Below are 22,634 nucleotides of genomic sequence, written 5' to 3'. Positions count from 1 at the left end.
TCGGCGGCGGTCGAGGGGTACGTCCCGACCACCGACGCGACGATCGTCAGCCGTCTGCTCGCGGCCGGGGCGACGATCGCCGGCAAGGCCGTGTGCGAGGACCTCTGCTTCGCCGGGGCGTCGATCACCGCGAACACCGGCGACGTCGAGAACCCCTGGGCACCGGAGCGCAGCGCCGGGGGGTCCTCCGGCGGCAGCGCCGCCCTCGTCGCCGGCGGCGTGGTCGACATGGCCACCGGCGGCGACCAGGGCGGCTCGATCCGCATCCCGGCCTCGGACTGCGGGCTGGTCGGCCACAAGCCGACCTGGGGCCTGGTGCCCTACACCGGTGCGTTCCCCATCGAGGCCACGATCGACCACGTCGGGCCGATCACCCGGACCGTCGCCGACGCCGCCCTGATGCTCTCGGTCATCGCGGGCGCCGACGGCCACGACCCCCGCCAGCCCGCGACGGTGACGTCGCAGGACTACGTCGCGGCCCTCGGCGCCGGGGCGCAGGGCCTGCGGGTCGGGATCCTCCGGGAGGGTTTCGGGCTCGCGGAGTCCGAGCCGGAGACCGACGACGCGGTACGCACGGCCACGCAGGCCCTGGCCGACGCAGGCATGACCGTCACCGAGGTCTCGGTGCCCTGGCACCTGCACGGCCCGCGGATCTGGGACGTCATCGCCACCGAGGGCGCCACCGCCCAGATGGTCGACACCTACGGGTACGGCCTGAACTGGAAGGGCCTCTACGACCCCGAGATCATGGACCACTACGGGCGGCGCTGGACCGAGGACGGCAGCCGCTTCCCCGAGACCGTCGACCTGGTGCTCCTGGCCGGCAAGTACGCCCTGAACACCACGCACGGGCGCCACTACGCGATGGCCCAGAACCTCGCCCCGAAGCTCGCCGCGGCCTACGACGCCGCGCTCGCCGAGGTCGACGTCCTGGTCATGCCCACCCTCCCGATGCGTGCCACGGTGCGCCCGGGCCCCGACGCCCGGCCCCCGGAGATCCTCGGCCGCGCGCTGGAGATGCTCGCCAACACGGCCCCGTTCGACGTCACCGGCCACCCGGCGTGCTCGGTACCCGCGCCGCTCGCCGACGGCCTGCCCGTCGGGATGATGCTCGTCGGCCGCCAGTTCGACGACGCCACCGTCCTGCGCGCTGCGCACGCCTACGAGCAGGCCGTCGGCGGCTTCCCCTCCCCCACGAGCGCGCCCGCCGCCGTCGCCGGCGCCTGAGACTCCCCGGACCCCAGGAGGTTCCATGAACGGCATCCACGATCTCGGCGGACGGGACGGGCTCGGTGCGATCGCACCGCCTCCACCGGGGGTCGAACCGGTGTGGAAGGCGGAGTGGGAGAAGCACGCCCACACGATGTTCCCGCTCGCCTTCCGGGCGGGGCACTTCGGCCTCGACGAGTTCCGCTTCGCGATGGAGCAGATGGAGCCCGTCGAGTACCTGAGCTCCGCCTACTACGAGCACTGGCTCCACGCCGTCGAGCACTACGGCATCCGGGCGGGCGCGCTCGACGCCGCCGAGATCGAGAAGCGGTACCAGTACTACCTGGAGAACCCCGACGCCCCGCTGCCCGACAAGCAGGACCCCGCCCTCGTCGAGTTCATCGAGGCCGTCATCCCCGCGGGCGCCTCGGCGGCCCGCGACACCGGCAAGACGGCGAGGTTCGCGGTCGGCGACCGGGTCACCGTCGTCGCCGACGCGCCGCGTGGACACACCCGCAAGGCGGCCTACATCCGGGGCAGGACCGGGGTCATCGAGCTCGCCCACGGCGAGATGATCTACCCCGACAGTGCGGGCAACGGCCGGGGCGAGGCCCCCGAGCACGTCTACACGGTGCTCTTCACCAATGAGGAGCTCTGGGGCGCCGAGGCGGCCGAGCCCAACGGCTCGGTCACCTTCGACGTCTGGGAGCCCTACATCGTCCCCGCTACTTCCCAGGAGAGTGCCGCATGACCGTGCCCCACACCGTCGCCGCCGCCGCGACGCCGGAGCACCAGGCCCAGGTCGCGGCCCGGGTCAAGGCCGTCGAGGCCCTCATGATCGAGAAGGGCCTGATGTCGACCGAGGCGGTCGACCGGGTCGCCGAGATCTACGAGAACGAGGTCGGCCCGCAGCTCGGCGCGAAGGCCGTCGCCAAGGCCTGGACCGACCCCGGGTTCAAGGCGCGCCTCCTCGCGAACGCCACCGCCGCGTGCGCCGAGCTCGGCATCGGCGGGCTGCAGGGCGAGGAGATGGTCGCCGTCGAGGACACCGACGACGTCCACCACGTCATCGTGTGCACGCTGTGCTCCTGCTACCCGTGGCCGGTGCTCGGGCTGCCCCCGAACTGGTACAAGCAGCCGGCCTACCGCGCCCGGATCGTGCGCGAGCCCCGCAAGGTGCTGCGCGAGGAGTTCGGTCACGACGTCCCCGACTCGACCGAGGTCCGCGTGTGGGACTCCAGCTCCGAGCTGCGCTACTGGGTGCTCCCGCAGCGCCCGGCAGGCACCGAGGGGTACACCGAGGAGCAGCTCGCGGCGCTCGTGACCCGCGAGTCCCTCATCGGGGTCGGCCCGACGAAGGCCGCAGCGTGAGCGCCGCCGTGCGCGAGGGCACCGAGGTCGGTGACGCCCGACGGCGGGTCGAGTCGCTGATCGCCGGGACACCCGGCCGCGACGAGCAGTCGTTCCGGGAGCCCTGGGAGCTGCGGGCGTTCGCGCTCGCCGTCGCGGCCTACCACGCCGGGCAGTACGAGTGGTCGGAGTTCCAGCTCTCGCTCATCGAATCGATCCGGCGGTGGGAGGCCGACGGCGCCCACCAGGGCGAGGAGCCCTGGAGCTACTACGAGCACTGGCTGACCGCGCTCGAGACGGTGCTCGCCGGCAGTGGCCTGCTCTCCGAGGCGAACCTCGACGACCGGACCCGGTCGGTCCTGGCCACGCCGAAGAACGCCAACCACCACGAGGCGCACCGCGAGCCGATCGCCATCGACCCCGCGATCCGGTAGGTGGCTTCGCCTCCTGAGCACTCCCGGTCGGTAAGAGCCTGTCGGGGATCGTCGAGTGGACCCTGGGGGCTCCCGCAGTAGCCATGGGGACTCGGACCCGGCCAGTTCCCCGGCCGAGTGGACCCTAGGGGCTGCGGCAGTAGCCATGGGGGTCCACTCGGACCCGGACCCCGGCCAGATCCCCGACCGAGTGGCCCCTGAGGGCTCCCGCGGCAGCCATGGGCGTCCACTCGGCCCCGGACCCGGCCACTTCCCCGGCCGAGTGGACCCTCAGGGCTGCGGCGGTAGCCATGGGCGTCCACTCGGGCTCGGGCCCGGCCAGTTCCCGGGCCGAGTGGACCCAGGGGGCTGCCGCGGTAGCCATGGGCGTCCACTCGCCGGCTACCACCTCGCCAGCTTGACAGTCCTAAATGAGTACTGTTGCATGCCGAGTTCATACCACACGGGACGGACTCACCATGGGCAAGATCGTGCTCTACATGTGGATGTCGCTCGACGGGTTCATCGCGGGCCCGGACGACGGACCGGATCAGGGACTCGGCATCGGCGGCGAGCGGTTGCACGACTTCCTGAACCTGGAGGGCCTCGATCCCGCGCAGGGCTGGACCGACGACGAGGTCGGTGCCGCGGTGATGGCCGACGCGATGCGGACCGGCGCGGTGCTGACCGGGCGGAAGACCTTCGAGTACGCCGGGCAGTGGAACGGCGACCACCACGACGGCGTCCCGATCATCGTCCTGACGCACTCGCCACCCGCGGGTCCTCCGCTCGGGCACGCGCGCTACGTCACGGACGTCGCCGAGGCCGCGGCACAGGCCAAGGCGGCCGCCGGCGACCGGGACGTGCTCCTGCACGGCGCCTCCGCTGCGCAGGCGTGCCTGCGGGCCGGGGTGCTCGACGAGATGTCGCTCCAGGTGGTGCCCGTGCTGCTCGGGCAGGGGCGCCGGTTGTTCGACGACCTGCCACCCGAGCTCGTCGAGCTCGAACTGGTGCACTCCCTGGACGGGCCGGGGATGGTGCACCTGCGCTACCGCGTGCGGTCGGCGGGTGAGCTCTGATGGCGGTCCGGCTGGACATGACCATGTCGCTCGACGGCTTCGTCGCCGGGCCCGACGACAGCCCGGCCGACCCGATGGGGCGCGGCGGGTTCCGCCTGTTCAACTGGCTCGACCGCCGCCTCGACCCGGGACCGAGCGGGGGGGTCTTCGCGGAGTCGATGGCCACCCGCGCGGTGATCGCCGGCCGACGTACCTACGAGTTCGCCGGGCGCTGGGGCGGCGACCACCACGACGGCGTCCCGATCGTCGTCCTGACCCACGAGGTCCCCGACGACCCGCCCCCGGGCAGCGTCGTCTACGTCACCGATCCCACCGAGGCCGCGACGCGGGCCCGCGCGGCCGCCGGGGACGGCGACGTGGTGGTGCAGGGGGCAGGCGCTGCGCAGGTACTGCTCCGGGCCGGGGAGGTCGACGAGATGGAGCTGCACGTCGTGCCGGTCCTGCTGGGCGCCGGTCGGCTCCTGTTCGACCACCTCTCCGCCCGGCACGTCGAGCTCGAGCTGGTCCGGCGGCTGACGACCCCGGACACCGAGGACCTCGCCCGGCGGGTCGTGCACCTGCGCTACCGCGTCCGGTAGCCCGACGGCCGGATCCGCGTGCGTCCGCCCGCGGCACGGGCCAGGGTGGGGCGGTGCTCCGCCTCGGCTTTCCGGTGATCGGCGTGACCGACCTCGACCGCGCCACGGCCTTCTGGTCCGCCGCGCTGGACCTGAGCCCCGCCGACGAATGGTCGAGCCCGGACTGGTGCACGCTCGTCGGGGTCGACGGAGCGCGCGTCCTGGCCGTGATGACCAGTGCCTCGCCGCCGGAACCACATCCCCGGCTGCACCTGGACCTGGTCGTGGACACCACCGCCGAGCAGGACGCCGAGGTGCGCCGACTGATCGCGCTCGGCGCGACCGAGGTGGACTGGGACAGCTACCCCCCGGAGCCCGACTTCGTCGTCCTCGCCGACCCGGACGGCAACCTGTCTGCGTCGTCGACCTCAGCCGGGCTCCCTCCGGTGGCCCCGCATCGTGAGCAGCGCCCCTACTTCGGGTCGAGTACGAAGACCGGGATCTCCCGGTCGGTCTTCTCCTGGTACTCCGCGTAGGACGGGTAGGCCGCGACGGCCCGGTCCCACCACGCGGCGCGCTCGTCGCCGGAGACCTCGCGGGCGACGAAGTCCTTCGTCTCGGTCCCGTCCTGGAGCGGGAACTCCGGGTGCGCCTTGATGTTGTAGTACCAGACGGGGTGCTCCGGTGCCCCGCCCTTCGAGGCCACGACGGCGTAGCTGCCGCCGTGCTCGACCTTCATCACCGGGGTGTAGCGGAGCTTGCCGGACTTCGCGCCGCGCAGCGTCAGCAGCACGATCGGCGAGCCGAGCACCTCGATGCCATCGGTCGTCCCGGTCTGGAGGATCTTCTCAGTCTGGTCGCTGACCCAGCCCGTGGGGCTGAGCTCTGCCGTCTCGTTGCTCACAGGGCGCAGAACCAGGAGCCCTCCCGAGACATTCCGCGGCGCCGAGGGTCTCACCGATGGACCCGGCCCGACCTGGCTCGAATGCGCCCAGCGTCACCCGTTGCGATGAATGGGTGACGACACCCGTGACCGACGGCCGAGGGGCCGCGTTTGACAACACGTTATCCGTACGGCCGCGGGGTGTGATCACCAACGGCCCGGTTCCCGTCCAGGAAGGACCCGCCGCTCATGGCGACCCTGCGCAAGACCGTCCTCGCCACGGCCATGATCTCGACCGGCCTGCTCTCGTCCGCCGGCGTCGCCCTGGCCGGCGACGGCCCCGACAGCGGCGGCAGTGCTGACCACCACGGCGTCTCGCGCCACCACGACGACGGGACCACCCACCAGAAGGGGCTGCTCAACTCCAGCGACTTCGCCCCCAACACCACCGGCGACCTCTGCAACAACGACGTCCCGGTCAACGTGCTCGGGGTCCAGGTCCCGGTCCAGGACAACGCCGCTTCGGTGCCGATCCTGTCCAAGGCCGGTCACGGCAACGCCGCCGGCAACGCCAAGAGCTGCAGCAACGGCATCGACGCCGCCAACTGATCCATCCGGGGACCGTCCGGGCCTCGGAGGGGCCCGGACGGTGTTCCGGAGGGCACGGGCCCGGTCACAGGCCACTAGGGGTCGCCTGCGACCGGGCCCGTCGCATGCCCGACGGCGATCCGGGACCGGGCGGTAGCCGGCCCGGGGCAATCTGCGCGAACGGCACCACCGGCCCCGCGGAAGTCCCTACCGTCACACCTCGTGGCGACCCAGCCGGGCCCGTGGTTCGCGGCGATCAACGCCGTGCGCGTCGTGCTCCTGCTCGCGGCCGCGTTCGCCGCCTGGCGTGCCGTGCACATCCACCACACCGACCCGAGGCGCAACCCGCTCCCCTGGGCCGTGCTGACCATTCTCTTCATCACGACGACCGCCATGATCAGCGTCGTTCCCTGATGCGGCCGTGGCCGCCCGTCGCCACCGCGCCGCAGGTCGGGACCGGCGAGATCGACGGCCACCTCCACCCGCCCGCGCGGAAGGCGACCGCGGCGGCGACGCCCATCGGCGGGACGGTCTGCGCCAGGATCAGCACGCGCTCGGCCACGCCCAGGTCCCTCCCGCCGACGCACGCCTGGGCGCACAACCAGGCCAGGGCCGTGACGATGGCGGCGCTCGCCGTGAGCAGCCCCCGACGCAGCCGCGGGTCGAGACCACGATCGACCGCGAGCGCGAGCGGCCAGCAGGCGAACGCCAGACACCCGATCACCATCGCCGTCATGTGGACGGTGGAGCTGCCGTGCGCGGGCTGCGGGGCCAACGCCGTCCCGATCACCGAGGCCGCGCCCACGCCGAGGAGACCCCGACCCAACCGCGGTATCCCCCGCAGCCCCGCGGCCACCACCACGTAGGCCACGCCGATGCCGAACATGGTCCCGGCCATGACCCAGGGGTCACTCGCACCCCGGCCGGCCAGGGTGCTCACGGTCTGGGCGGCCGGGTGATAGGCCCCCGGCCGCTGGCAGGCCTCGGCGCATCGGAGCCCGACGAGGAACACCGCCGGCGCCGCCGCACTCAGGAGCAGCACCAGCAGCGAGCCACCCGCTGCCCGCCTCGAACACGCCATCACGACCCCACGTGCGATCTCCTACCGTTGGCGGAGTTCATGGGACCGCATGCCTGTCGGCGCGCCGGCAGGGGGGCCGGGGCGGTGGACTCAGAAGGTGATGAGCGGCTTGATGATCCCGTCGCGCTTGTGGGTCATCATCTCGAAGGCCTCCTCGACCTGGTCGATGCCCATGCGGTGAGTGGTCATCGGCGTCGGGTCGATCTTGCCGTTGACCATCAGCCGCATGAGCCGCTCCATGCGCAGCCGGCCGCCCGGGCAGAGGTCCGTGGCGATCTTCTTGCCGGCCATGCCCAGGCCCCACGCGTCGAGCGGCATCGTGATGGTCGGGCCCGACTCCCCGTGGTATCCGACGTTGGACAGCGTCCCACCGGGTCGGGTGGCGTAGAGCGCGGCCTCGAAGGTGGCCTGGTTGCCCAGCGCCTCCACCGTGGAGTCCGCGCCGCCGTCGGTCAGCCCGATCACCTGCTCGGCGACGTTGCCCGACGCCGGGTCGATCACCACGTCGGCCCCGAAGCGCCGCGACATCTCCTGCCGGTTGGGGATCCCCTCGACGGTGATGACGAGACCCGCACCGCGCAGCTTCGCGCCGATCGTGGCCGACAGGCCGACCGCGCCCTGCGCGAAGATCGCCACGGTCCCGCCGACCGGGATGTTCGCGTTCTCGGAGCCGATGATCCCGGTGGAGAGCATGTCGCAGGCGTAGACGGCGGCCTCGTCGGAGAGACCCTGCGGGATCGGCGCGAGGTTGTAGTCGGCGTCGTTGACGTGGAAGTACTCCGCCATGTTGCCGTCCTTCTGGACGGTGAAGCGGTAGCCGCCCAGCGCGCCGCCGCACTGCGAGGTGTGGCCGGCCTGGCAGTTGTCACACGTCCCGTCCGGGGTGACGGCGTTGACCGCGACCCGGTCCCCGACCTGCACCGACGTCACGCCCTCGCCGATCGCGTGGACGACGCCGACGCTCTCGTGCCCGAGCAGGCGCCCCTCGGGGACGGGCAGCAGGCCCGCCACGGTGTGCACGTCGGAGGTACAGATCAGTGCGACGGTGGTCTTCACGACCGCGTCCCCCGGACCGGCGGTCGGGACGTCGCGCTCGACGAGACCGAACTTGCCGGTCCCGAGGATCGCCAGGGCCTTCATCATGTCGCTCATGGGTCGTCTCTCTCTCAGGCAGGAGTGTCGAGGAGTGCCTGCAGGTGCCGGTCGATCCGGGGCGTGAACCCGGGTTCGTCGGCTCTCCTCGGCGTGGGCGATCTCTCGACGAGAACCCTGGGCCGGGCGGGGCCACGCGGCTTGGACGATCCGCGGAGTCGATCGGTCAGCCTTGCTACGCACTCCGTCCGCGAACCCGTCGTCGCAGGTCAGCGCGTCCAGGAAGTCGTCTCCGCCGATGTCAGGCACGCACTCACGCCGTTGGACGTCCTTGCTGCCGGGGCTGGCCCGTGACCACGGTCACAGCTACGTTGGCGTCGTCGACGTCGACGGGGGACGGCCATGGTTGATGGGTTCATCGTTCCCGACCAGCTGCCGGCGTGGGTCCCCGGTGAGGTCACCGTGCGCAGCCCCGACGAGTCGTGGGACGGCGTCGCGGTGCGCGGGTACCGGTACCAGGACTCCGACGTCGAGGTGCCGCCGCTGCGCGACTTCATGGTCGTGGCCTACCGGCGCGGCGTCACCGACATGCGACGGCGCATCGACGCCGGGTGGCACCACGAACGGCTCGGTCCCGGCGACGTCTCGCTGCTCACCCGCGCCGCCGACTCGCACTGGACCTGGTCGAGCCCGATCGAGGTCGTGCACGTCTACCTGACCCACGACCAGCTCACCGCCACCTGCCGCGCGATGTACGAGCGCGAGGTCGTCGACGTCGCGCTGCACGACACGATCAAGGCCGACGATCCCGCCATCCACCGCACCGCGATGGCGATCGCCCAGGAGGCCGCCAACGGCGGGGTGGGCAGCGAGCTACTGGTCGACTCGCTGACGACGCAGCTGTCTGTGGCCATCCTGCGCAACCACGCCAACGTGATCTTCCGCGAGCCGGACGGCTCGGCCTGCCTGAGCTTCCGCCAGGAGCACCTGGTCCGCGACTACGTGCAGAGCAACCTGCACGACCGGCTCACCCTCGAGGACCTCGCCGCCACCGCCGGCCTGTCGAAGTTCCACTTCGCCCGCCGCTTCCGCGCCTCGACCGGGACGACGCCCCACGAGTTCGTGCTGCGCCAGCGCGTCGACCGGGCGCGCCGGCTGCTCCAGCGCACGAGCATCCCGCTGCCCGAGGTCGCCCAGACCTGCGGCTTCGCCGACCAGAGCCACATGAACCGCGTCGTCCGCAAGCGCCTCGGCGCCACACCGGGCGAGGTGCGCCGGCGGACCTGAGGCGAGCGCTACAGCGCCTTGGCGGCCGCATCGGCGACGGCGGCGTCCTGTTTCCCGGTCCCGCCGCTGACACCGACCGCGCCGACGACGGTGTCGCCGGAGCACAACGGCACGCCACCCGCGAAGATCATGACCCGGCCGTGGTTGGAGTCCTGGATCCCGTAGAACTGGCCGCCGGGCTGGGAGTTCTCCCCGAGTCCGGCGGTGCTCACGTCGAACGCCCGCGCGCTGAACGCCTTGTTGATGGCGATGTCGACGCTGCCGATCCAGGCGCCGTCCTGACGGATGTGGGCGACGAGGGTGCCGCCGGCGTCCACCACCGCGATGTTGACGGGTTGCTGCTGACGCTCGGCCTCTTTCTCGCCTGCGGCGATGACGCGACGGGCGTCGTCCAGGGTGACGGTCTGCATGGTGCGCACGGCGTGCTCCGATCGGGCGGATCACGCGTGCGGGCCCGATGCCCGGTGGTGAACCGCGTCCAGGGAACGCCCGGTCGGCCGCCTCGCGCAACAGTTCCCGTTCCGGAGAGCGAGGATCGGCTACCGCCGCGGGTTGGCCGCAGACGCGAGCGCGGTCAGCTGCGGGCGGAGAGCGGCCACGAACCGGTCGGGGTCGCCCAGCAGCGCGAGGTGCCGCGCCCCCGGGATCGCGGCGACGAGGGTGGTGTGCAGCCGGGCCGCGGTGGCGACGGCCTGGGTCTGGTCGAAGCTGGTGTCCTCGCTGCTGGAGACGACCGCGGTCGGGACGCGGACCCGGCGCTCCTCGTCGTCGGTGAGCCCGATGAGGGGCTGCCGCGCGATCCCGAGGAGGGCGGTGACGCCGCCGTCGGCGAGGAAGGGGGCGCGCCACCGGTCGACAGCGCGGTCGTCGGTCGGGCAGCCCGGACCGCACTGCGAGGCCACCAGCTTCCGGATCGGGTCGCGGTGGCGGACGACGGCCGTGACCACGGCGGGGCCCAGGGGCGGGAGGGTCGCCACCGAGCGGAGCGCTCCCCCGCCACCGCCCGGGGCGGAGCGGTCGCTGCCGAAGTACGGCGTGCCGTCGCCGTTGGCCGCGACGACGCCGGTGACCGAGCCGGGGTCGCGCAGCGCCAGCGAGAGCGCGATCGCGGCACCGAGCGAGTGGCCGACGACGATGGGCCGGGTCAGGTGCAGGGCGGCGATCACGCCCGCGAGCTGAGCGGTGTCCGCCGCGAGGGTGTACGGCCCCTGGTGCGCGGTGAAGCCGTAGCCGCGCACGTCGTAGGCGAAGACGTCGCGGTCGTCGGCGAGCCGGGTGGCGAGCCGGGAGAAGACGTAGGTCGACTCCGCGAATCCCGGCACGAGGACCAGGGGCGGCAGGCCCGACGGATGCGCGGCGGGCCAGTGCTCCACGTGCGTGGCGACGCCCGCGGCGTCGACGGAGAACCCGGGGACCGCGGTCGACACGTGGACCGGGGCGAGGTCGTCCCACGCCAGGTAGAGCCCGGCCAGCGACAGCACGACGAGGACCAGCGCGATCAGTGCGATCCCGGTCCGGCGCAGCCACCGCAGCACCCGTCGTCGCACGCCCACCTCCGCCCGGACCCCGTGGCGCGTCACCTTCTCAGGTGCCCCGTGAGGTCGGCGCGGGCACGTAGCCGGCGCACAGGCGACGCTCACCGCCGCTTCATCGCCCGGGCGGACCCTTCAGGCCATGGACACCGCACACCTCACCACCGGCTCCTGGGTCCGCGGCGCGCTCGTCGTCGCACTCCTGATCGACGTCCTCGGTCAGCTCGCCGGCGTCGTCCCCGCCGGCTCGGTCGGGATGGCGGTGTCGGTGGCGGTCGCCGGGGTGGCCGCTCTCGCCGCGTTCCTGGGCCTCCGCACGGCCCGGAATCTGTCCGTTCGGACACAAGTTCGTTAGTGAGCCCAACCACGGGATACTCCGGAGGCATGCGCACCCCGAACGACCAGTGGGACATCGTGTCGAGCGTCGGCTGGACGGCACTCATGGTGGCGGCGGGCCGGGCCGTGGAGACCCACCGTCCCCAGCCCCTCGTCGAGGACCCGTACGCGGAGATGTTCATCGCCCGCGCCGACACCCCGCAGCCGGTCCCGACCCGGGCCGACCAGCCGTGGCCCGACCCCGAGCGCGTCGGTGACGAGACGACCTCCGTCGACGAGTTCTGGTCGCTGATGACGACCTACCAGGGGGTCCGCTCGCGCTTCTTCGACCGCGCCCTCCTCGACGCCACGGCCGCGGGCGCGGACCAGGTCGTGCTGCTCGCCGCCGGCCTCGACGCCCGCGCCTACCGGCTGGACTGGCCGGCCGGCACCACGGTCTTCGAGGTCGACCAGGAGCAGGTGCTGGCGTTCAAGGACCAGACCCTGACCGAGGAAGGCGTGCGCGAGCGGTGCCGCCGGGTCAGCGTCCCGGCGGACCTGCGCGACGACTGGCCCGCGGCCCTGCGCGACGCCGGCTTCGACCCGCAGCGGCCGTCGGTCTGGCTCGCTGAGGGCCTGCTGCCGTTCCTGCCCGCCGACGCCGAGGCCGCGCTGCTGGAGCGGATCAGCAGCCAGGCGGCTGCGGGCAGCACGGTCGTCGTCGAGAACTTCGGGAGTGCCTTCGACCAGCTCCAGCACGACCCGGCCCTCCCCCGCTTCGGGCGGGCGTTCGGGGTCGAGATGAGCGGGCTCGTCGACATGTCCGAGCGCCGGCCCCACCCCGCCGACCAGCTCGGCTCCGACGGGTGGAGCACCGAGACGGTGCGGACCGCCGACGTCGCGGCGCAGTGGGGCCGCCCGCTCCCGACGACCAGCACCGGGACGTCGCTGGACAACGACTTCCTCGTCGCGCGGCGCTGAGGGCAGTCGGCGGGCCGTCGTCAGCCCGTCGTCGCCGTCTCCTGCGCGGCGACCAGGCGGTCGACCGACGCCCGGACGGCGCGCAGCTCGGTCACCACGGCGTCGAGCTGTGCGTCGTTGGTCCGGCACAGCTCGCCCAGGACCTTCTCGAGCAGGCCGTTGGTGGTGGTCAGCGCGTCCTTGACCGGTCCGATCCCGGCAATGTCCCCGATCACGGTGTCTCCTTCCGACGAGGGTTTCTCCGTATCCAGTACCGACGGTACCTGATACAGCTCGTCAGTCAGGTCCGGGTCGTGAAGAACTCCCGCAGGACCGGCGCGAGAACGGCGGGCTCGACCTGGTGGTTCTGGCCGCCGAACGTCTGGGCCCGAGCGCCCGGTATGACCTGGGTCACGAGATCCACCGTCGCGCGCGCCCAGGGCGCCGACCGCTCGCCGGCGAGGACGAGGGTCGGCACGGAGAGCCTGCGCAACAGCTCCGTGGGCGTTCCGTGCTCGCCGACGAGCGCGAGGTCGTAGGGCAGCGTCGGGGCGAGTGCCTCCATGTGGGACCAGCCGGGCCCGGCCCGCATCGTGTCGACGACCTCGTCGGGCGCGCCGGTGCCGCGGAGGAAGGTCGCCGCGGCGTCGCCCGGGAGGTCGGCGACGACGAGCTCGCGGATGCGAGCGAACCCCGCGTCCCCGTCGTGGCGCGCGGTCACCGACCAGGGCGGCTCGTAGAGGGCGAGCGACCGCACGGGACGTCCCGCGGCCACCGCCAGGGCGGCGAGGACCGCACCCGAGGAGTGTCCGTAGAGGTGGGAGCTGCCGGCGGCCGACAGGACCGCCCCCAGATCGGCGATCTCCCGGAGCGGGTCGAACGGCGGGGTCGTCGGCCGGTCGGAGTCGCCGCGCCCCCGCCGGTCGTAGGTGTGGACGGTGAACTCGTCGGCGAGCAGGCGCGCGAGGTCGCGGGACGTCGTGCGATCGCAGAACGCTCCCGCGGCGATCACCACGGACGGCCCGGACCCCACGGTCTCGACGGCGATCCGCGTGCCGTCCCGGGACGTCACCGCCCCGTCCCTCGGATCCTTCCCGTTGCCCGCCTCAGTCATCGCGGCCTTCCGTCTTCGACGCCGCACGCTTGCGACGCTTGCCCTCGTGCATCGCGGCGACCCGCGCGACCGGGATCGTGTGACCCTCCTCGATCAGCTCCGCGGGGATCGCCCGGGCCTCGCCGAGGCGCTCCTCCCAGCTCGGCCCGCGCAGGAAGCGGTCCGGGGTGGCCACGGTGATCTCGGCGGGCACGACGTCGTCGAGCGCGTCCCAGTCGCAGGGGCACGACACCGGCAGGCCGGGCCGCACGCGAGGGCTGTAGGCCGCGACGACGGTGGCGCCTCCCGCGCGGGTGGCGTCGAGGAAGACCTTGCCGCCGCGGTCGGCCTTGATGAACGCCGTCGTCGTCCCGTCCGGGACGAGCCGCTCGGCGCGGGCGGCGACGGCCCGGGTGGCGGCGTGCACGTCCTCCATCGCCGCGGGCCCGATCGGGGTGACCACATGCAGGCCCTTGGCGCCGGAGGTCTTCACCGCAGGGTCGAACCCGGCCTCGCGGAGCACCTCCCGCACGGCGCGGGCGGCGGCGACGACGGGGCCCAGGTCCGCGCCCTCGGGCGGGTCGAGGTCGAGGACCAGGTGGGTGGGCGTGCCCGGATCGTCGGCCAGGGTGAGCGGGACGTGGTACTCGACGGCCCGCTGGTTGGCGAACCACAGCAGGGTCGCGCGGTCGTCGGCCAGGGCGTAGTGCACGTCGCGCTGGGAGCTCTCCGACCAGAACGTCACCGACCGGATCCAGTCGGGCGCCCCCTTCGGCAGGTTCTTCTGCATGAAGCGCTCACGGCCCCGGGCGCGCACCACCGAGAGCGGCCGCCCGGTCAGCAGCGGGACGAGGCGGTCGGCGGCGGCGTCGAGGTGATCGACGAGCGCCCGCTTCGTCACGGCGTCCCCCGTGAGGAGCTCCTGGTCGAGGTGGGTGAGCCCGACCCCGTCGCGCACCTCGTCCGGATCACTCGCCATCCGCTGACCGTGGCCGGGCCGGGGCGGCCGGTCAAGACGAAGGTCCCGCTCCCGCTCAGAAGTCGGGGTCATCGTCATACCGGCTGGGTGGCTCGTCGGGTGCGGCCCGCCGGGTGAGGCGTTCGGCGGTGGCGCGGGCGGCGTCGGTGAGGAGGCCGTGCTTGTCGGGGCGGGGCGCCCAGGGCGGAGTCGGGCGCGGGGGCGGGCTGAACACGATGTCGGGGACGCTGCACGGCCGGTCGACAGGGGCCGTCAGGGCGAGCGGCTGGTCCTGGGGCTCGGGATCGACGCGGTGGCAGGTGCCGGTGGGGCTGGTCCAGACGAAGGTGCCGGGCCGGGTCTGGATGACCGTCCAGCAGCTGTCCGGGTCGTGCTTGAGCAGGTGATGCGGCTCGCAGAACGCGCCGAGGTTCTCCGCCAGGGTCAGTCCGTCCTCGGCCCAGTCGAGAGTGTGGTCGAGGTCGGCGCCCATGGCGGGTCTGGTGCAACCGGGGAAGCGGCAGGTCCGGTCCCGGGCCCGAATCCAGGCAGCGAGCTCCGCGCCGGGATGACGGCGGTGGGCGTCGGCGGTCGTGCGCGCCGGGTGCTGTTCGGGTGGGCGCGACCGCATCCCGGCCAGCGCGGCCTTGGCTCGAGCGAGCAGGGTGGCATCGAGCCCGAGGTGATCGTGCGGATCGAGGAGATCCAGCGTCGTCGTGAGTGCGGTGAGCTCGAGGACCTGGCGTCGGTAGCGGCTGCGTCGCCGTGGCGTCGAGGCGTTCTTGGGCGGGCGCACGTGCAGGACGTGCTCGAGACGACCCTCGTGGTCGTAGAGCACCACCTTGATCCTTGCGCCGGGCCGGTTCTGGGCCACATGTCGGGCGGTGGAGCCGGCGACCACTCCGTAGCCGGGGACCTCGCCGGGACGGCGATCCAGACCCAGCAGGGTGCTCAGCTCCAGGCGCACCGCCACCGCGGCCCGGAACGCCAACGGGGGTCGGGCGGGCCCGCCGCTGCCGGCGTCGGGCCGGGCGTCGTCGCACGGCTCGGAGCCGCGATCGTCCGCACCCAGGTCTTCGTCGGCCGGGCACTCGTCGGCAGGGTCGTCGTCGCTCGGGTCGTCGTCATCGCCCGGGCCGTCGTCGGGACCACGGTCATCCGGCTCGGAGGCAGCGTCCGGCCCGTCGTCATCAGTGCCGCCGGCGTTCAGGAGTTCCTCGGTGAGGATCTCGACGAGGGTGGCGTCGTCGGCGTCGAGCAGGTCACGACCGAGCAGGCGCAGGTAGACGTGCGCCTCGGTGAACGCCTTGCCCACCTCACCACCCCGGGCCCGCACCGCCGCAGACACCGCGTCGGCCACCGCCACCACATGGCCGTGAGCCTCCAACGCCAGGTCCTCGGGCAGATCCAGCCCGGAGAGCTCCGCCGCCCCCGACGGTGCACTACGCGCCACCACGCGAGCCCGAGCCACCGCGGCCGTCCGCCGCGCCTCGTACCAGGACGAGTCGACGTCCCCGGCGGCCTTCTCCACCCGCCGGGTCAGTTCGGCGTGGGTCAGACGGTCCGCACGGCCGAGCAGCCGCTCGACCACCAGCCGGGCCCGCGCGTCGTCGAGCTCGCGCAAGGTGTTCACGTAGATCCCGGCCTCGCGCTCCTCGAGCCGGCCGGCACGCATCGCCTCGCCCAGCGCGGGCAGCCGCTCGATCACCTGGCGGGCGAACTCCAACCGCGCCGCGGCCATGGTCGGCGACCACCCCAGTGCGGCGGCCGCGATCAGGGCGGCCCGCGAGTCGCCGAGGACCCGGCGGGTGGTGTCGGCCCGGGACCGGCAGGCCTCCAGCAGCCAGCGGCAGCGGGCCCAGGCGGCGTGGTTGTCGGCGTGGAACGCGGCGATCAGCCCGGCTTCCACCTCCTGACCCACCAACGACGCGGGGTCGGCCAGCAGCGCGGCGGTCAGCTCCGGACCGGGCGACGGGTCGTCGAAGCGCCCGCCCGCACAGCCCGGAGAAGCCATCGCCACTGTCATGACTCGAACACTGGTTCGAGGGTCTGTCACTCACGCTCGCGTTGTCGCAGGCCGGCGTCGGCCGCGGAAGTGATCTAAGTCACATCGTCGGCGACGTGCCTTCCAGGTCGATCCGGTACCGCGTCAGTGCGAGAGCGGCGTGCTCGGTCGGCACCGGGTCGTCGTCATGCTCCACGCAGGACCCGAGCGCCGACAGCAGCGCCGCCTCGTCCAACCCCGTGCCGATGAGCACCAGCCGCGCGCCCGCCGTCGCCGCGCGGGCCGGCGCCGGACGCACCCGGATCGCGGTGCCGACGGTCTGGACGTCCCAGACCTCGGGCAGTTCCCCACCGGACAGCTCCCCACCGGACAGCTCCCCACCCGACAGCTCCCCACCCGACAGCTCATCGTCCGATGTCGGCAACCGGACCACCCCCTTCGCCCGGACCACCCCGAGCGGACCCGCCTCCAGGAACGCCGCGAACCGACCCGGATCCAGCGGACGCTCGCTGGTGAAGGACACGCTCCGGGCCTCGTCGTGCGCGTGGGCCCCGTCGGCCTCGCGGAGCAGCGCGTCGAGGGTCAGCTGCGCGGGCTGCGGCCGCCGGACCGGGTCGGCGAGCAGCGCCGGGTCCAGCGCCCCGTGCCGGGTCCCGACGACGGCGCCCGCCGCGACGGCCCGCACGGTCGCCACGGCACCGTCGGGGTCGTCGACGCGGTCGAGTCCGTTGACGACGGCCAGGTCGGCGAGCCGGGCCTGCTCCAGGTCCGGCCCGGCGGCGTCGAGCACGACGACGAGGCCGCCGTAGACCGCGTGCGGGTCGGTGGAGGCCAGCAGCAGCCGCACCAGTTCGCGCGGCTCGGCGAGCCCGCTCGCCTCGACGACGACGAGGTCCAGCCCGACGGCGGGCGCGGTCAGGTCGGCGAGCAGGTCGGAGAGGCCGTCGGCGTCGGTGGTGCAGCACAGGCACCCGTTGGCCAGCGAGGTCACGGAATCCGCCTGGCCCGCCACCAGCATCGCGTCGATCCCGAGCGCCCCGAAGTCGTTGACGACGACGCCGATCCTGGTCCCGTCGGCGTGGCGCAGCAGGTGATTGACCAGCGAGGACTTCCCGACGCCGAGATGACCGGCGACGAGGACGACCGGCACGGTGCGGTCCTGACGGTCACGGCGGCTCACGTCCGGCGAGCCTGCCAGAGCGCCAGGTCGGCCGGACGGAGGCCGCCGACGTAGGGTCGCTCGCGTGCGTCCGCTGGAGGGCATCCGCGTCCTGGACCTGTCGAGAGTGCTCGCCGGGCCGTACGCCACACAGTGGCTCGGAGAGATGGGCGCGGACGTCATCAAGGTCGAACCGCCCGCAGGCGACGACACGCGTGGGTGGGGCCCACCGTTCATCGGGGAGGACGACCGGCACCCGCAGTCGCTCTACTACCTCTCGGCCAACCGCAACAAGCGCGGCATCGTCCTGGACCTCAAGACCGAGCGCGGCCAGGACGCGGTGCGCAGGCTCGCCGCGGACGCCGACGTGCTCGTCGAGAACTTCCGGCCCGGCACGCTCGAGCGCTGGGGCCTCGACTTCGGGACGCTCAGCGAGGCCAACCCGCGGCTCATCCACGTCGCGATCTCCGGCTTCGGGCAGACCGGGCCGTACCGGGAGCGCGCCGGCTACGACGTGCTCGTCCAGGCCATGGGCGGTCTGATGGGCCTCACCGGGGAGCCGGACGGGCCACCCACGAAGGTCGGGCTGCCGATCGCCGACCTCAACGCCGGTACCTGGGCCCTCACCGGCATCCTCATGGCGCTCTACGCCCGGGAGCGGACCGGGCGGGGCCAGTACCTCGACGTGTCGCTGCTCGACACCCAGACCGCCTGGCACTCCTACGCCGGCCAGGCGGTGTTCCACGACGAGCGCCGGGCCCGCCGGCTCGGGGTCGCCCACCCGACCGTCGCTCCGTACCAGGCGATGGCATGCGCGGACGGCCCGCTGGTGGTCGCCGTGGGCAGCGAGCGACTGTGGCAGCGGTTCTGCGGGGTGCTCGGGCTCGACGACCTCGTCGCCGATCCCCGCTTCGCCACCAACGCCGACCGGACCGTTCACCGGGACGAGCTCATGACGCTCGTCGAGACCGTGATGCGGGAGAAGCCCGCCACGCACTGGGCGGCCCGGTTCGACGCCGTCGGGGTCCCGGCCGGCCCCATCAACTCCCTCGACGACCTCTACGACGACGAGTGGTCGCGGGCCCGGGGCCATCACGTGACGATGGACCACCCGGGCGTCGGGACCTACCACGGCACCGGCTTCCCGGTGCACGCCTCCGGGCCGGAGGCGACCCCGCCCGCTCCGTCGGGGCCGCCCCCACTCCTCGGCCAGCACACGGCCGAGGTGCTTGCGGAGCTCGGCTACTCGGCGGACGAGATCCGCGAGTTCTGAGGGGTCAGCGCGGCGCGGGGCGGGGTGAGCCGCCCTCCGGTGAGCGCCGCTGCTCGGGAATCTCCACGGGCGCGCGGCCGGCGTGATCGGCCCAGGCCGCCAGCGCCGCGCGGTACGCCTGCCAGCGCAGGACGTCGGTGGCGATCATCGGCTCGGCGTTCACTCTCGGCACCCCACCTCGGTCGGTCCGGGCCCTCGTGATCCCCCGGGCCGTCGGTGAGCGAGAGCTTGGCATCGGACGCCGCGCGCTGACCACGTTGAGCGAGAAGTTACCGGCGAGCATCACTCCAACGGAGCAGTACAGTGTCAGCGCTTACGGTTTGCGATCACCAAGAGTCGCTCACTGTGCTTCCCGGAGCAGCTCACGCACCTTCACCGAGCGCAATCGGTTGAGTGCGGCCGCCACCTCGTGCCGGCGCGGGAGGGCCAGGTCGGTTGCGTCACGCCCGCCCCCGAGCAGCGCGTCCACCCCGCCGCGGGCGAGCTCGGCGTCGAGCAGGTCGAGACCCTCGTCGAGCGGAATGGTGCCGTCGAGGACCCCGTCCCCGAGCAGCGCCAGGGCCCGCCCGATCCCGGTGACCTGGGAGCGGTCGACGATCTGCTCCACGGCCGCGAGGTCGAGGTCGTCCTCCCCGAAGGTCAGGGTCTCGACCCCGCGGGCGGTGACCCGCCGCTTGCCCTGACGGCCGGTCGGGTCCAGTGACGAGGGATCGACGACGCGTCGGGTGATCGGCGGGAAGCCGGAGTGCTCGACGGCGCGGGTTCGGCCCTGCGCGGCGATCTCGTGCGCACGATCGGTCACCTCGGACGCGACGTACGCATCCATCATGATCACGGTGTCGGCGACCTCGAGGTAGTCCCCCGACCCGCCCATGACCAGCACCGACGAAACCCCGCGCTCGGTGTGCAGCGGCCGGATGCGCTCCACGAACGGTACGAGCGGCTCGGTCGCGATGAGCTGCTGCATCCGCCCGTCGCGGATCATGATGTTGGTGGCCGAGGTGTCCTCGTCGACGAGGAGCGCACCGGCCCCCGCTTCCACGGCCTCGACCATCGACGCGGCCTGGCTGGTGGAACCGGACGCGTTCGTCGTCGAGAAGTCGTCGGTCGGCTCGCCGCTCGGCAGGTGCGAGACGAACGCCGACACATCGGTCCGGACGACGCTGCGGCCGTCCTCGGCGCGGACCTTCACCGCGTCGTCGCGGGCCACCACACGCTCGCGGCCGTCGCCGGGGTGGTGGTCGTACACGCCCGCCTCGATCGCGCGCAGCAGCGTCGACTTGCCGTGATACCCACCGCCGACGATCAGCGTGACGCCCTCCGGCACGCCGAGCCCGCTGACCTCGCCCGAGTTCGGGGTCGGGATCGTCACCCGCAACGACGCCGGCGAGCCGAACGCCGTCGCCCCCTCCAGCGGGCGGTCGTCCACCCCGGAGCGGCGCGGCAGCACGGCACCGTCCGCGACGAAGGCGACCAGCCGGCGGTCGGCGAGCGCGGCCCGCAGTGCGACGGCGTCCTCGACGGTGGTGACGAACTCGCGGGCCGCGCGGCGGTCGTCGTCGGAGAACGCGTCCCACCGCAGCTCGGCGGCGGCCGCCGGGAGCGTCTCCCCGAGCAGCGTCGCCGCCTCCCGCCCGAGGATGCGCCGCTTCGGTCCGGGCATCGGGACGCCGAGCTCGACGGTGATGGTGCCGTCGGTACCGACCCGGCCCGCGCTGCGTTCGAGGACCTCGGGCCCGCCCGCGTCGACGTGCAGCGAGGTGCCACGCAGTGCCCGGTGCAGGCGGCGCAGCAGGAAGCCCGAGAGCGCGCGACGGCGGTCCGGGGTCGTCGTCAGCTCGTCCGGCGCGGCCCCCGGCACGGTGACGCGGACCCGCGACGGCGGCGCGAACGGGTCGGCCTGGACCCGCACGATCGTCACTGTCGCCTCGCCGCACGACCAGTCCCCCGTCAGCGACTTGTAGCGGCCGTAGCTCTGGCCGTCGAGTCCGCGCAGGGTGGTCGCGAGATCGTCGTTCCGGGACATGGTCGGGAGGGTGCCCGAGTTGTCCGTGAACCATGTGACCGGTGGGAGGGTGCGACCAGGTGGGAGGATGACTCGGTGATCGTTCCGATCGCCTGGGTGCTCGGCGTGGCCGCCCTGGCCTGGGCACTCTGGTGCGCCGTCTCCGCGCTGTGCGACCAGGCCCCGACGTACGCCCACCGGGTCACGCTGCTCGGGATCGAGGTCGTCGCGCTCGTGGCCGCGCTGATCGCCGTCGTGCTGCTCGTCGTGCAGGGCGGACGGGGCGCCGGGGCGGTGGCCGAGATCGTCGGCTACCTGATCGCGGTCGTCATCGCGCTGCCGATCGGAGCGGCACTCGCGTACGGGGAACGGTCGCGGTACGGCTCGGTGGTGCTCGCGATCGCCGGGGTCACGCTGGCGGTGCTCGTGCTGCGCACCATGCAGGTCTGGGAGGCGACACGTGTCTGAGACGGACCCCGGGACGCCCACCCGACCACAGCGGATCAACGACGGTCCCGGACGCGTCCTGCTCGTCGTCTACGTGGTGTTCGCGATCTCCGCAGGGGCCCGCGCGGTGTTCCAGATCGCCACGCAGTTCTCGGACGCTCCCGTGGCGTTCGGGCTCTCCGCGTTCTCGGCCGTCGTCTACCTGGTGGCGGCCGTGGCGATCGGCCGGGGGAACCGGGGCGTGGCGCTCGTCGCGGTGTGGATCGAGCTGGTCGGGGTGCTCGCGGTCGGGCTGTTGAGCGTCGTCGCGGCGCAGGACTTCCCGCGCTCCACGGTGTGGTCGGACTTCGGGGCCGGCTACGGGTTCGTCCCGGTGATCCTGCCGATCCTGGGCCTGCTCTGGCTGCGGCGACACCGGCCTGAATAGCTTCTCGGGAGCGTGTGGTCCTGTTACCGTACTCGACTATGGAGACCCGCACGCTCGAGACCCCCGAGGTCGACCTCGTCCACGATGTCGCCGGTCCCCTGCCACCCGCCGACGGGCGCCCTTCGCTGCTGATGATCGGCCAGCCGATGGACGCGTCCGGGTTCCGGGCGCTGGCGTCCCACCTCGGCGACCGCACCGTCGTCACCTACGACCCGCGCGGGCTCGGCCGCAGCGTCCGCCACGACGGCCGGACCGACAGCGACCCCGAGGTGCAGGCGGGCGATCTGCACGCCCTGGTCTCCGAGCTCGGTGCCGGGCCGGTCGAGGTGTTCGCGTCCAGTGGGGGCGCGGTGACCGCGCTGGCCTGGGTCACGGCGTTCCCCGACGACGTGGCCACCCTCGTCGCCCACGAGCCGCCGGTCCTGCCGCTGCTGCCCGACGTCGACGCCGCGCGCCGGGCGATGGCCCGCGTCGACGAGGCCTACGCGGCGAAGGGCTGGGCCGCGGGGATGGCGGGCTTCATGGGCCTGACGTCGTGGCGGGGCGAGTACACCGACGAGTTCTTCGCGCAGCCGTTGCCGGACCCGGCGATGTTCGGGATGCCGACCGAGGACAGTGCAACTGAGCACGCCGATAGGGGATCCCGGGACGACCCGCTGCTCTCCGACCGCGCGAAGGCGGTCATCGCGTACGTCCCCGACGCCGCCGCGCTGACGGCGGCCCCGACCCGCATCGTCGTCGGCATGGGCGAGGAGTCCCGCGACCAGTTCCCGGGACGCTGCGCGACGGCCCTCGCGGCACTTCTCGGGCAGGAGCCGACGGTCTTCCCGAGCCACCACGGCGGGTTCAGCGGTGAGGAGGACCCGTGGCCCGGGCAGGCGACGGCGTTCGCGGTGCGGCTGCGCGAGGTGCTCGACACCG

General features: G+C 73.2%; 28 protein-coding genes. 16 read left to right on the top strand and 12 right to left on the bottom strand.

Translation table 11 applies throughout. The annotated features are described in order from the left end of the window. From VGI02_RS06630 to VGI02_RS06600, 7 genes are all read left to right on the top strand, one after another. Nucleotides 1-1,227: amidase (locus VGI02_RS06630; protein WP_331626494.1), on the top strand; the 1,227-nt coding region annotated here is incomplete at its 5' end. Nucleotides 1,228-1,252: 25 nt separating this feature from the next. Then, on the top strand, nucleotides 1,253-1,960 hold the full coding sequence (gene nthB / locus VGI02_RS06625; RefSeq protein WP_331626493.1) for a nitrile hydratase subunit beta: 708 nt from the start codon (nucleotides 1,253-1,255) through the stop codon (nucleotides 1,958-1,960). Further along, complete coding sequence (nthA, locus tag VGI02_RS06620) at nucleotides 1,957-2,580, top strand: nitrile hydratase subunit alpha (RefSeq protein WP_331626492.1); 624 nt, start codon at nucleotides 1,957-1,959, stop codon at nucleotides 2,578-2,580. The genes nthB and nthA overlap by 4 nt, the downstream gene beginning before the upstream one ends. Beyond that, entirely contained in the window at nucleotides 2,577-2,993 is a 417-nt protein-coding gene (locus tag VGI02_RS06615; RefSeq protein ID WP_331626491.1) for a nitrile hydratase accessory protein, read from the top strand. Before nthA ends, VGI02_RS06615 begins: the two co-directional genes overlap by 4 nt. Before the next feature lie 458 nt (nucleotides 2,994-3,451). Next, nucleotides 3,452-4,051, top strand: coding sequence for a dihydrofolate reductase family protein (locus VGI02_RS06610; RefSeq protein ID WP_331626490.1), 600 nt, complete (start codon nucleotides 3,452-3,454; stop codon nucleotides 4,049-4,051). Continuing rightward, the gene (locus VGI02_RS06605) at nucleotides 4,051-4,629 is read left to right on the top strand and encodes a dihydrofolate reductase family protein (protein WP_331626489.1); all 579 of its coding nucleotides are present in this window, start codon (nucleotides 4,051-4,053) and stop codon (nucleotides 4,627-4,629) included. Before VGI02_RS06610 ends, VGI02_RS06605 begins: the two co-directional genes overlap by 1 nt. Before the next feature lie 83 nt (nucleotides 4,630-4,712). Further along, nucleotides 4,713-5,144, top strand: coding sequence for a VOC family protein (locus VGI02_RS06600; RefSeq protein ID WP_331626488.1), 432 nt, complete (start codon nucleotides 4,713-4,715; stop codon nucleotides 5,142-5,144). Here the strand turns inward: VGI02_RS06600 and VGI02_RS06595 are convergent. Next, on the bottom strand, nucleotides 5,081-5,512 hold the full coding sequence (locus VGI02_RS06595; RefSeq protein WP_331626487.1) for a nitroreductase family deazaflavin-dependent oxidoreductase: 432 nt from the start codon (nucleotides 5,510-5,512) through the stop codon (nucleotides 5,081-5,083). The two genes, VGI02_RS06600 and VGI02_RS06595, sit on opposite strands and share 64 nt — an antisense overlap. Before the next feature lie 228 nt (nucleotides 5,513-5,740). Between VGI02_RS06595 and VGI02_RS06590 the strand changes: the two genes are divergently transcribed. After that, nucleotides 5,741-6,100, top strand: a complete 360-nt coding sequence (locus VGI02_RS06590; RefSeq protein ID WP_331626486.1) for a hypothetical protein — start codon at nucleotides 5,741-5,743, stop codon at nucleotides 6,098-6,100. A gap of 201 nt (nucleotides 6,101-6,301) precedes the next feature. After that, nucleotides 6,302-6,493 carry a hypothetical protein gene (locus VGI02_RS06585; RefSeq protein ID WP_331626485.1) on the top strand — a complete coding sequence of 64 codons (192 nt, stop codon included), beginning with the start codon at nucleotides 6,302-6,304 and terminating at the stop codon, nucleotides 6,491-6,493. Here VGI02_RS06585 and VGI02_RS06580 read toward each other — a convergent pair. Continuing rightward, the gene (locus VGI02_RS06580) at nucleotides 6,477-7,121 is read right to left on the bottom strand and encodes a DUF998 domain-containing protein (protein WP_331626484.1); all 645 of its coding nucleotides are present in this window, start codon (nucleotides 7,119-7,121) and stop codon (nucleotides 6,477-6,479) included. The two genes, VGI02_RS06585 and VGI02_RS06580, sit on opposite strands and share 17 nt — an antisense overlap. A gap of 129 nt (nucleotides 7,122-7,250) precedes the next feature. Then, nucleotides 7,251-8,312: an alcohol dehydrogenase catalytic domain-containing protein gene (locus tag VGI02_RS06575; RefSeq protein ID WP_331626483.1), complete on the bottom strand. Its 1,062-nt coding sequence runs from the start codon at nucleotides 8,310-8,312 to the stop codon at nucleotides 7,251-7,253. Nucleotides 8,313-8,654: 342 nt separating this feature from the next. Between VGI02_RS06575 and VGI02_RS06570 the strand changes: the two genes are divergently transcribed. After that, nucleotides 8,655-9,539, top strand: a complete 885-nt coding sequence (locus tag VGI02_RS06570; protein ID WP_331626482.1) for an AraC family transcriptional regulator — start codon at nucleotides 8,655-8,657, stop codon at nucleotides 9,537-9,539. Nucleotides 9,540-9,547: 8 nt separating this feature from the next. Here VGI02_RS06570 and VGI02_RS06565 read toward each other — a convergent pair whose 3' ends face one another. Both VGI02_RS06565 and VGI02_RS06560 read right to left on the bottom strand, forming a co-directional pair. Then, a complete protein-coding gene (locus VGI02_RS06565; RefSeq protein WP_414638204.1) occupies nucleotides 9,548-9,949 on the bottom strand; it encodes a GlcG/HbpS family heme-binding protein in 402 nt (133 codons plus the stop codon). 129 nt (nucleotides 9,950-10,078) lie between these two features. Next, nucleotides 10,079-11,086, bottom strand: coding sequence for an alpha/beta fold hydrolase (locus VGI02_RS06560; RefSeq protein ID WP_331626480.1), 1,008 nt, complete (start codon nucleotides 11,084-11,086; stop codon nucleotides 10,079-10,081). Nucleotides 11,087-11,213: 127 nt separating this feature from the next. On the opposite strand from VGI02_RS06560, the gene VGI02_RS06555 reads away from it, so the two are divergent. Together VGI02_RS06555 and VGI02_RS06550 are read left to right on the top strand one after the other, a co-directional pair. Continuing rightward, nucleotides 11,214-11,426, top strand: a complete 213-nt coding sequence (locus VGI02_RS06555; RefSeq protein ID WP_331626479.1) for a hypothetical protein — start codon at nucleotides 11,214-11,216, stop codon at nucleotides 11,424-11,426. A gap of 29 nt (nucleotides 11,427-11,455) precedes the next feature. Then, entirely contained in the window at nucleotides 11,456-12,367 is a 912-nt protein-coding gene (locus tag VGI02_RS06550; protein ID WP_331626478.1) for an SAM-dependent methyltransferase, read from the top strand. Between the two features lie 20 nt (nucleotides 12,368-12,387). Here the strand turns inward: VGI02_RS06550 and VGI02_RS06545 are convergent, their stop codons facing one another. The 5 genes from VGI02_RS06545 to VGI02_RS06525 all read right to left on the bottom strand — a co-directional run bounded on the left by VGI02_RS06545 (nucleotide 12,388) and on the right by VGI02_RS06525 (nucleotide 17,582). Then, nucleotides 12,388-12,582, bottom strand: a complete 195-nt coding sequence (locus VGI02_RS06545) for a hypothetical protein (RefSeq protein ID WP_331626477.1) — start codon at nucleotides 12,580-12,582, stop codon at nucleotides 12,388-12,390. 65 nt (nucleotides 12,583-12,647) lie between these two features. Then, complete coding sequence (locus tag VGI02_RS06540; RefSeq protein ID WP_331626476.1) at nucleotides 12,648-13,418, bottom strand: alpha/beta fold hydrolase; 771 nt, start codon at nucleotides 13,416-13,418, stop codon at nucleotides 12,648-12,650. A gap of 34 nt (nucleotides 13,419-13,452) precedes the next feature. Beyond that, nucleotides 13,453-14,418 (bottom strand): DNA polymerase domain-containing protein, encoded by a 966-nt coding sequence (locus tag VGI02_RS06535; RefSeq protein WP_331626475.1) that lies wholly within the window; start codon nucleotides 14,416-14,418, stop codon nucleotides 13,453-13,455. A gap of 55 nt (nucleotides 14,419-14,473) precedes the next feature. After that, a complete protein-coding gene (locus tag VGI02_RS06530; protein ID WP_331626474.1) occupies nucleotides 14,474-16,411 on the bottom strand; it encodes an HNH endonuclease signature motif containing protein in 1,938 nt (645 codons plus the stop codon). Between the two features lie 91 nt (nucleotides 16,412-16,502). After that, nucleotides 16,503-17,582, bottom strand: coding sequence for a CobW family GTP-binding protein (locus VGI02_RS06525; protein WP_331626473.1), 1,080 nt, complete (start codon nucleotides 17,580-17,582; stop codon nucleotides 16,503-16,505). Between the two features lie 64 nt (nucleotides 17,583-17,646). On the opposite strand from VGI02_RS06525, the gene VGI02_RS06520 reads away from it, so the two are divergent. After that, entirely contained in the window at nucleotides 17,647-18,834 is a 1,188-nt protein-coding gene (locus tag VGI02_RS06520; RefSeq protein ID WP_331626472.1) for a CaiB/BaiF CoA transferase family protein, read from the top strand. Between the two features lie 4 nt (nucleotides 18,835-18,838). Here VGI02_RS06520 and VGI02_RS06515 read toward each other — a convergent pair whose 3' ends face one another. Then, complete coding sequence (locus VGI02_RS06515; protein ID WP_331626471.1) at nucleotides 18,839-18,997, bottom strand: hypothetical protein; 159 nt, start codon at nucleotides 18,995-18,997, stop codon at nucleotides 18,839-18,841. A 177-nt stretch (nucleotides 18,998-19,174) separates the two neighbouring features. Continuing rightward, nucleotides 19,175-20,860, bottom strand: coding sequence for a P-loop domain-containing protein (locus VGI02_RS06510; RefSeq protein WP_331626469.1), 1,686 nt, complete (start codon nucleotides 20,858-20,860; stop codon nucleotides 19,175-19,177). A gap of 75 nt (nucleotides 20,861-20,935) precedes the next feature. Between VGI02_RS06510 and VGI02_RS06505 the strand changes: the two genes are divergently transcribed. From VGI02_RS06505 to VGI02_RS06495, 3 genes are all read left to right on the top strand, one after another. Continuing rightward, entirely contained in the window at nucleotides 20,936-21,307 is a 372-nt protein-coding gene (locus VGI02_RS06505; protein ID WP_331626468.1) for a hypothetical protein, read from the top strand. Then, nucleotides 21,300-21,713 carry a hypothetical protein gene (locus VGI02_RS06500; protein WP_331626467.1) on the top strand — a complete coding sequence of 138 codons (414 nt, stop codon included), beginning with the start codon at nucleotides 21,300-21,302 and terminating at the stop codon, nucleotides 21,711-21,713. Before VGI02_RS06505 ends, VGI02_RS06500 begins: the two co-directional genes overlap by 8 nt. A 38-nt stretch (nucleotides 21,714-21,751) precedes the next feature. Beyond that, nucleotides 21,752-22,634, top strand: an 883-nt coding sequence (locus VGI02_RS06495; RefSeq protein ID WP_331626466.1) for an alpha/beta fold hydrolase, incomplete at its 3' end; no start/stop codon positions are given.

It is taken from the genome of Actinomycetospora sp. (genome assembly GCF_036497245.1).
Classification (GTDB): domain Bacteria; phylum Actinomycetota; class Actinomycetes; order Mycobacteriales; family Pseudonocardiaceae; genus Actinomycetospora.
This window is presented reverse-complemented; position numbering and strand designations above follow the sequence as displayed.

What these genes read in the sequence shown, in the direction of transcription:
- nthB (WP_331626493.1), top strand. Translation starts at nt 1,253, where the DNA reads ATGAACGGCATCCACGATCTCGGCGGACGGGACGGGCTCGGTGCGATC.
- nthA (WP_331626492.1), top strand. Translation starts at nt 1,957, where the DNA reads ATGACCGTGCCCCACACCGTCGCCGCCGCCGCGACGCCGGAGCACCAG.
- VGI02_RS06610 (WP_331626490.1), top strand. Translation starts at nt 3,452, where the DNA reads ATGGGCAAGATCGTGCTCTACATGTGGATGTCGCTCGACGGGTTCATC.
- VGI02_RS06605 (WP_331626489.1), top strand. Translation starts at nt 4,051, where the DNA reads ATGGCGGTCCGGCTGGACATGACCATGTCGCTCGACGGCTTCGTCGCC.
- VGI02_RS06590 (WP_331626486.1), top strand. Translation starts at nt 5,741, where the DNA reads ATGGCGACCCTGCGCAAGACCGTCCTCGCCACGGCCATGATCTCGACC.
- VGI02_RS06575 (WP_331626483.1), bottom strand. Translation starts at nt 8,312, where the DNA reads ATGAGCGACATGATGAAGGCCCTGGCGATCCTCGGGACCGGCAAGTTC.
- VGI02_RS06570 (WP_331626482.1), top strand. Translation starts at nt 8,655, where the DNA reads ATGGTTGATGGGTTCATCGTTCCCGACCAGCTGCCGGCGTGGGTCCCC.
- VGI02_RS06565 (WP_414638204.1), bottom strand. Translation starts at nt 9,949, where the DNA reads ATGCAGACCGTCACCCTGGACGACGCCCGTCGCGTCATCGCCGCAGGC.
- VGI02_RS06555 (WP_331626479.1), top strand. Translation starts at nt 11,214, where the DNA reads ATGGACACCGCACACCTCACCACCGGCTCCTGGGTCCGCGGCGCGCTC.
- VGI02_RS06550 (WP_331626478.1), top strand. Translation starts at nt 11,456, where the DNA reads ATGCGCACCCCGAACGACCAGTGGGACATCGTGTCGAGCGTCGGCTGG.
- VGI02_RS06535 (WP_331626475.1), bottom strand. Translation starts at nt 14,418, where the DNA reads ATGGCGAGTGATCCGGACGAGGTGCGCGACGGGGTCGGGCTCACCCAC.
- VGI02_RS06530 (WP_331626474.1), bottom strand. Translation starts at nt 16,411, where the DNA reads ATGGCTTCTCCGGGCTGTGCGGGCGGGCGCTTCGACGACCCGTCGCCC.
- VGI02_RS06510 (WP_331626469.1), bottom strand. Translation starts at nt 20,860, where the DNA reads ATGTCCCGGAACGACGATCTCGCGACCACCCTGCGCGGACTCGACGGC.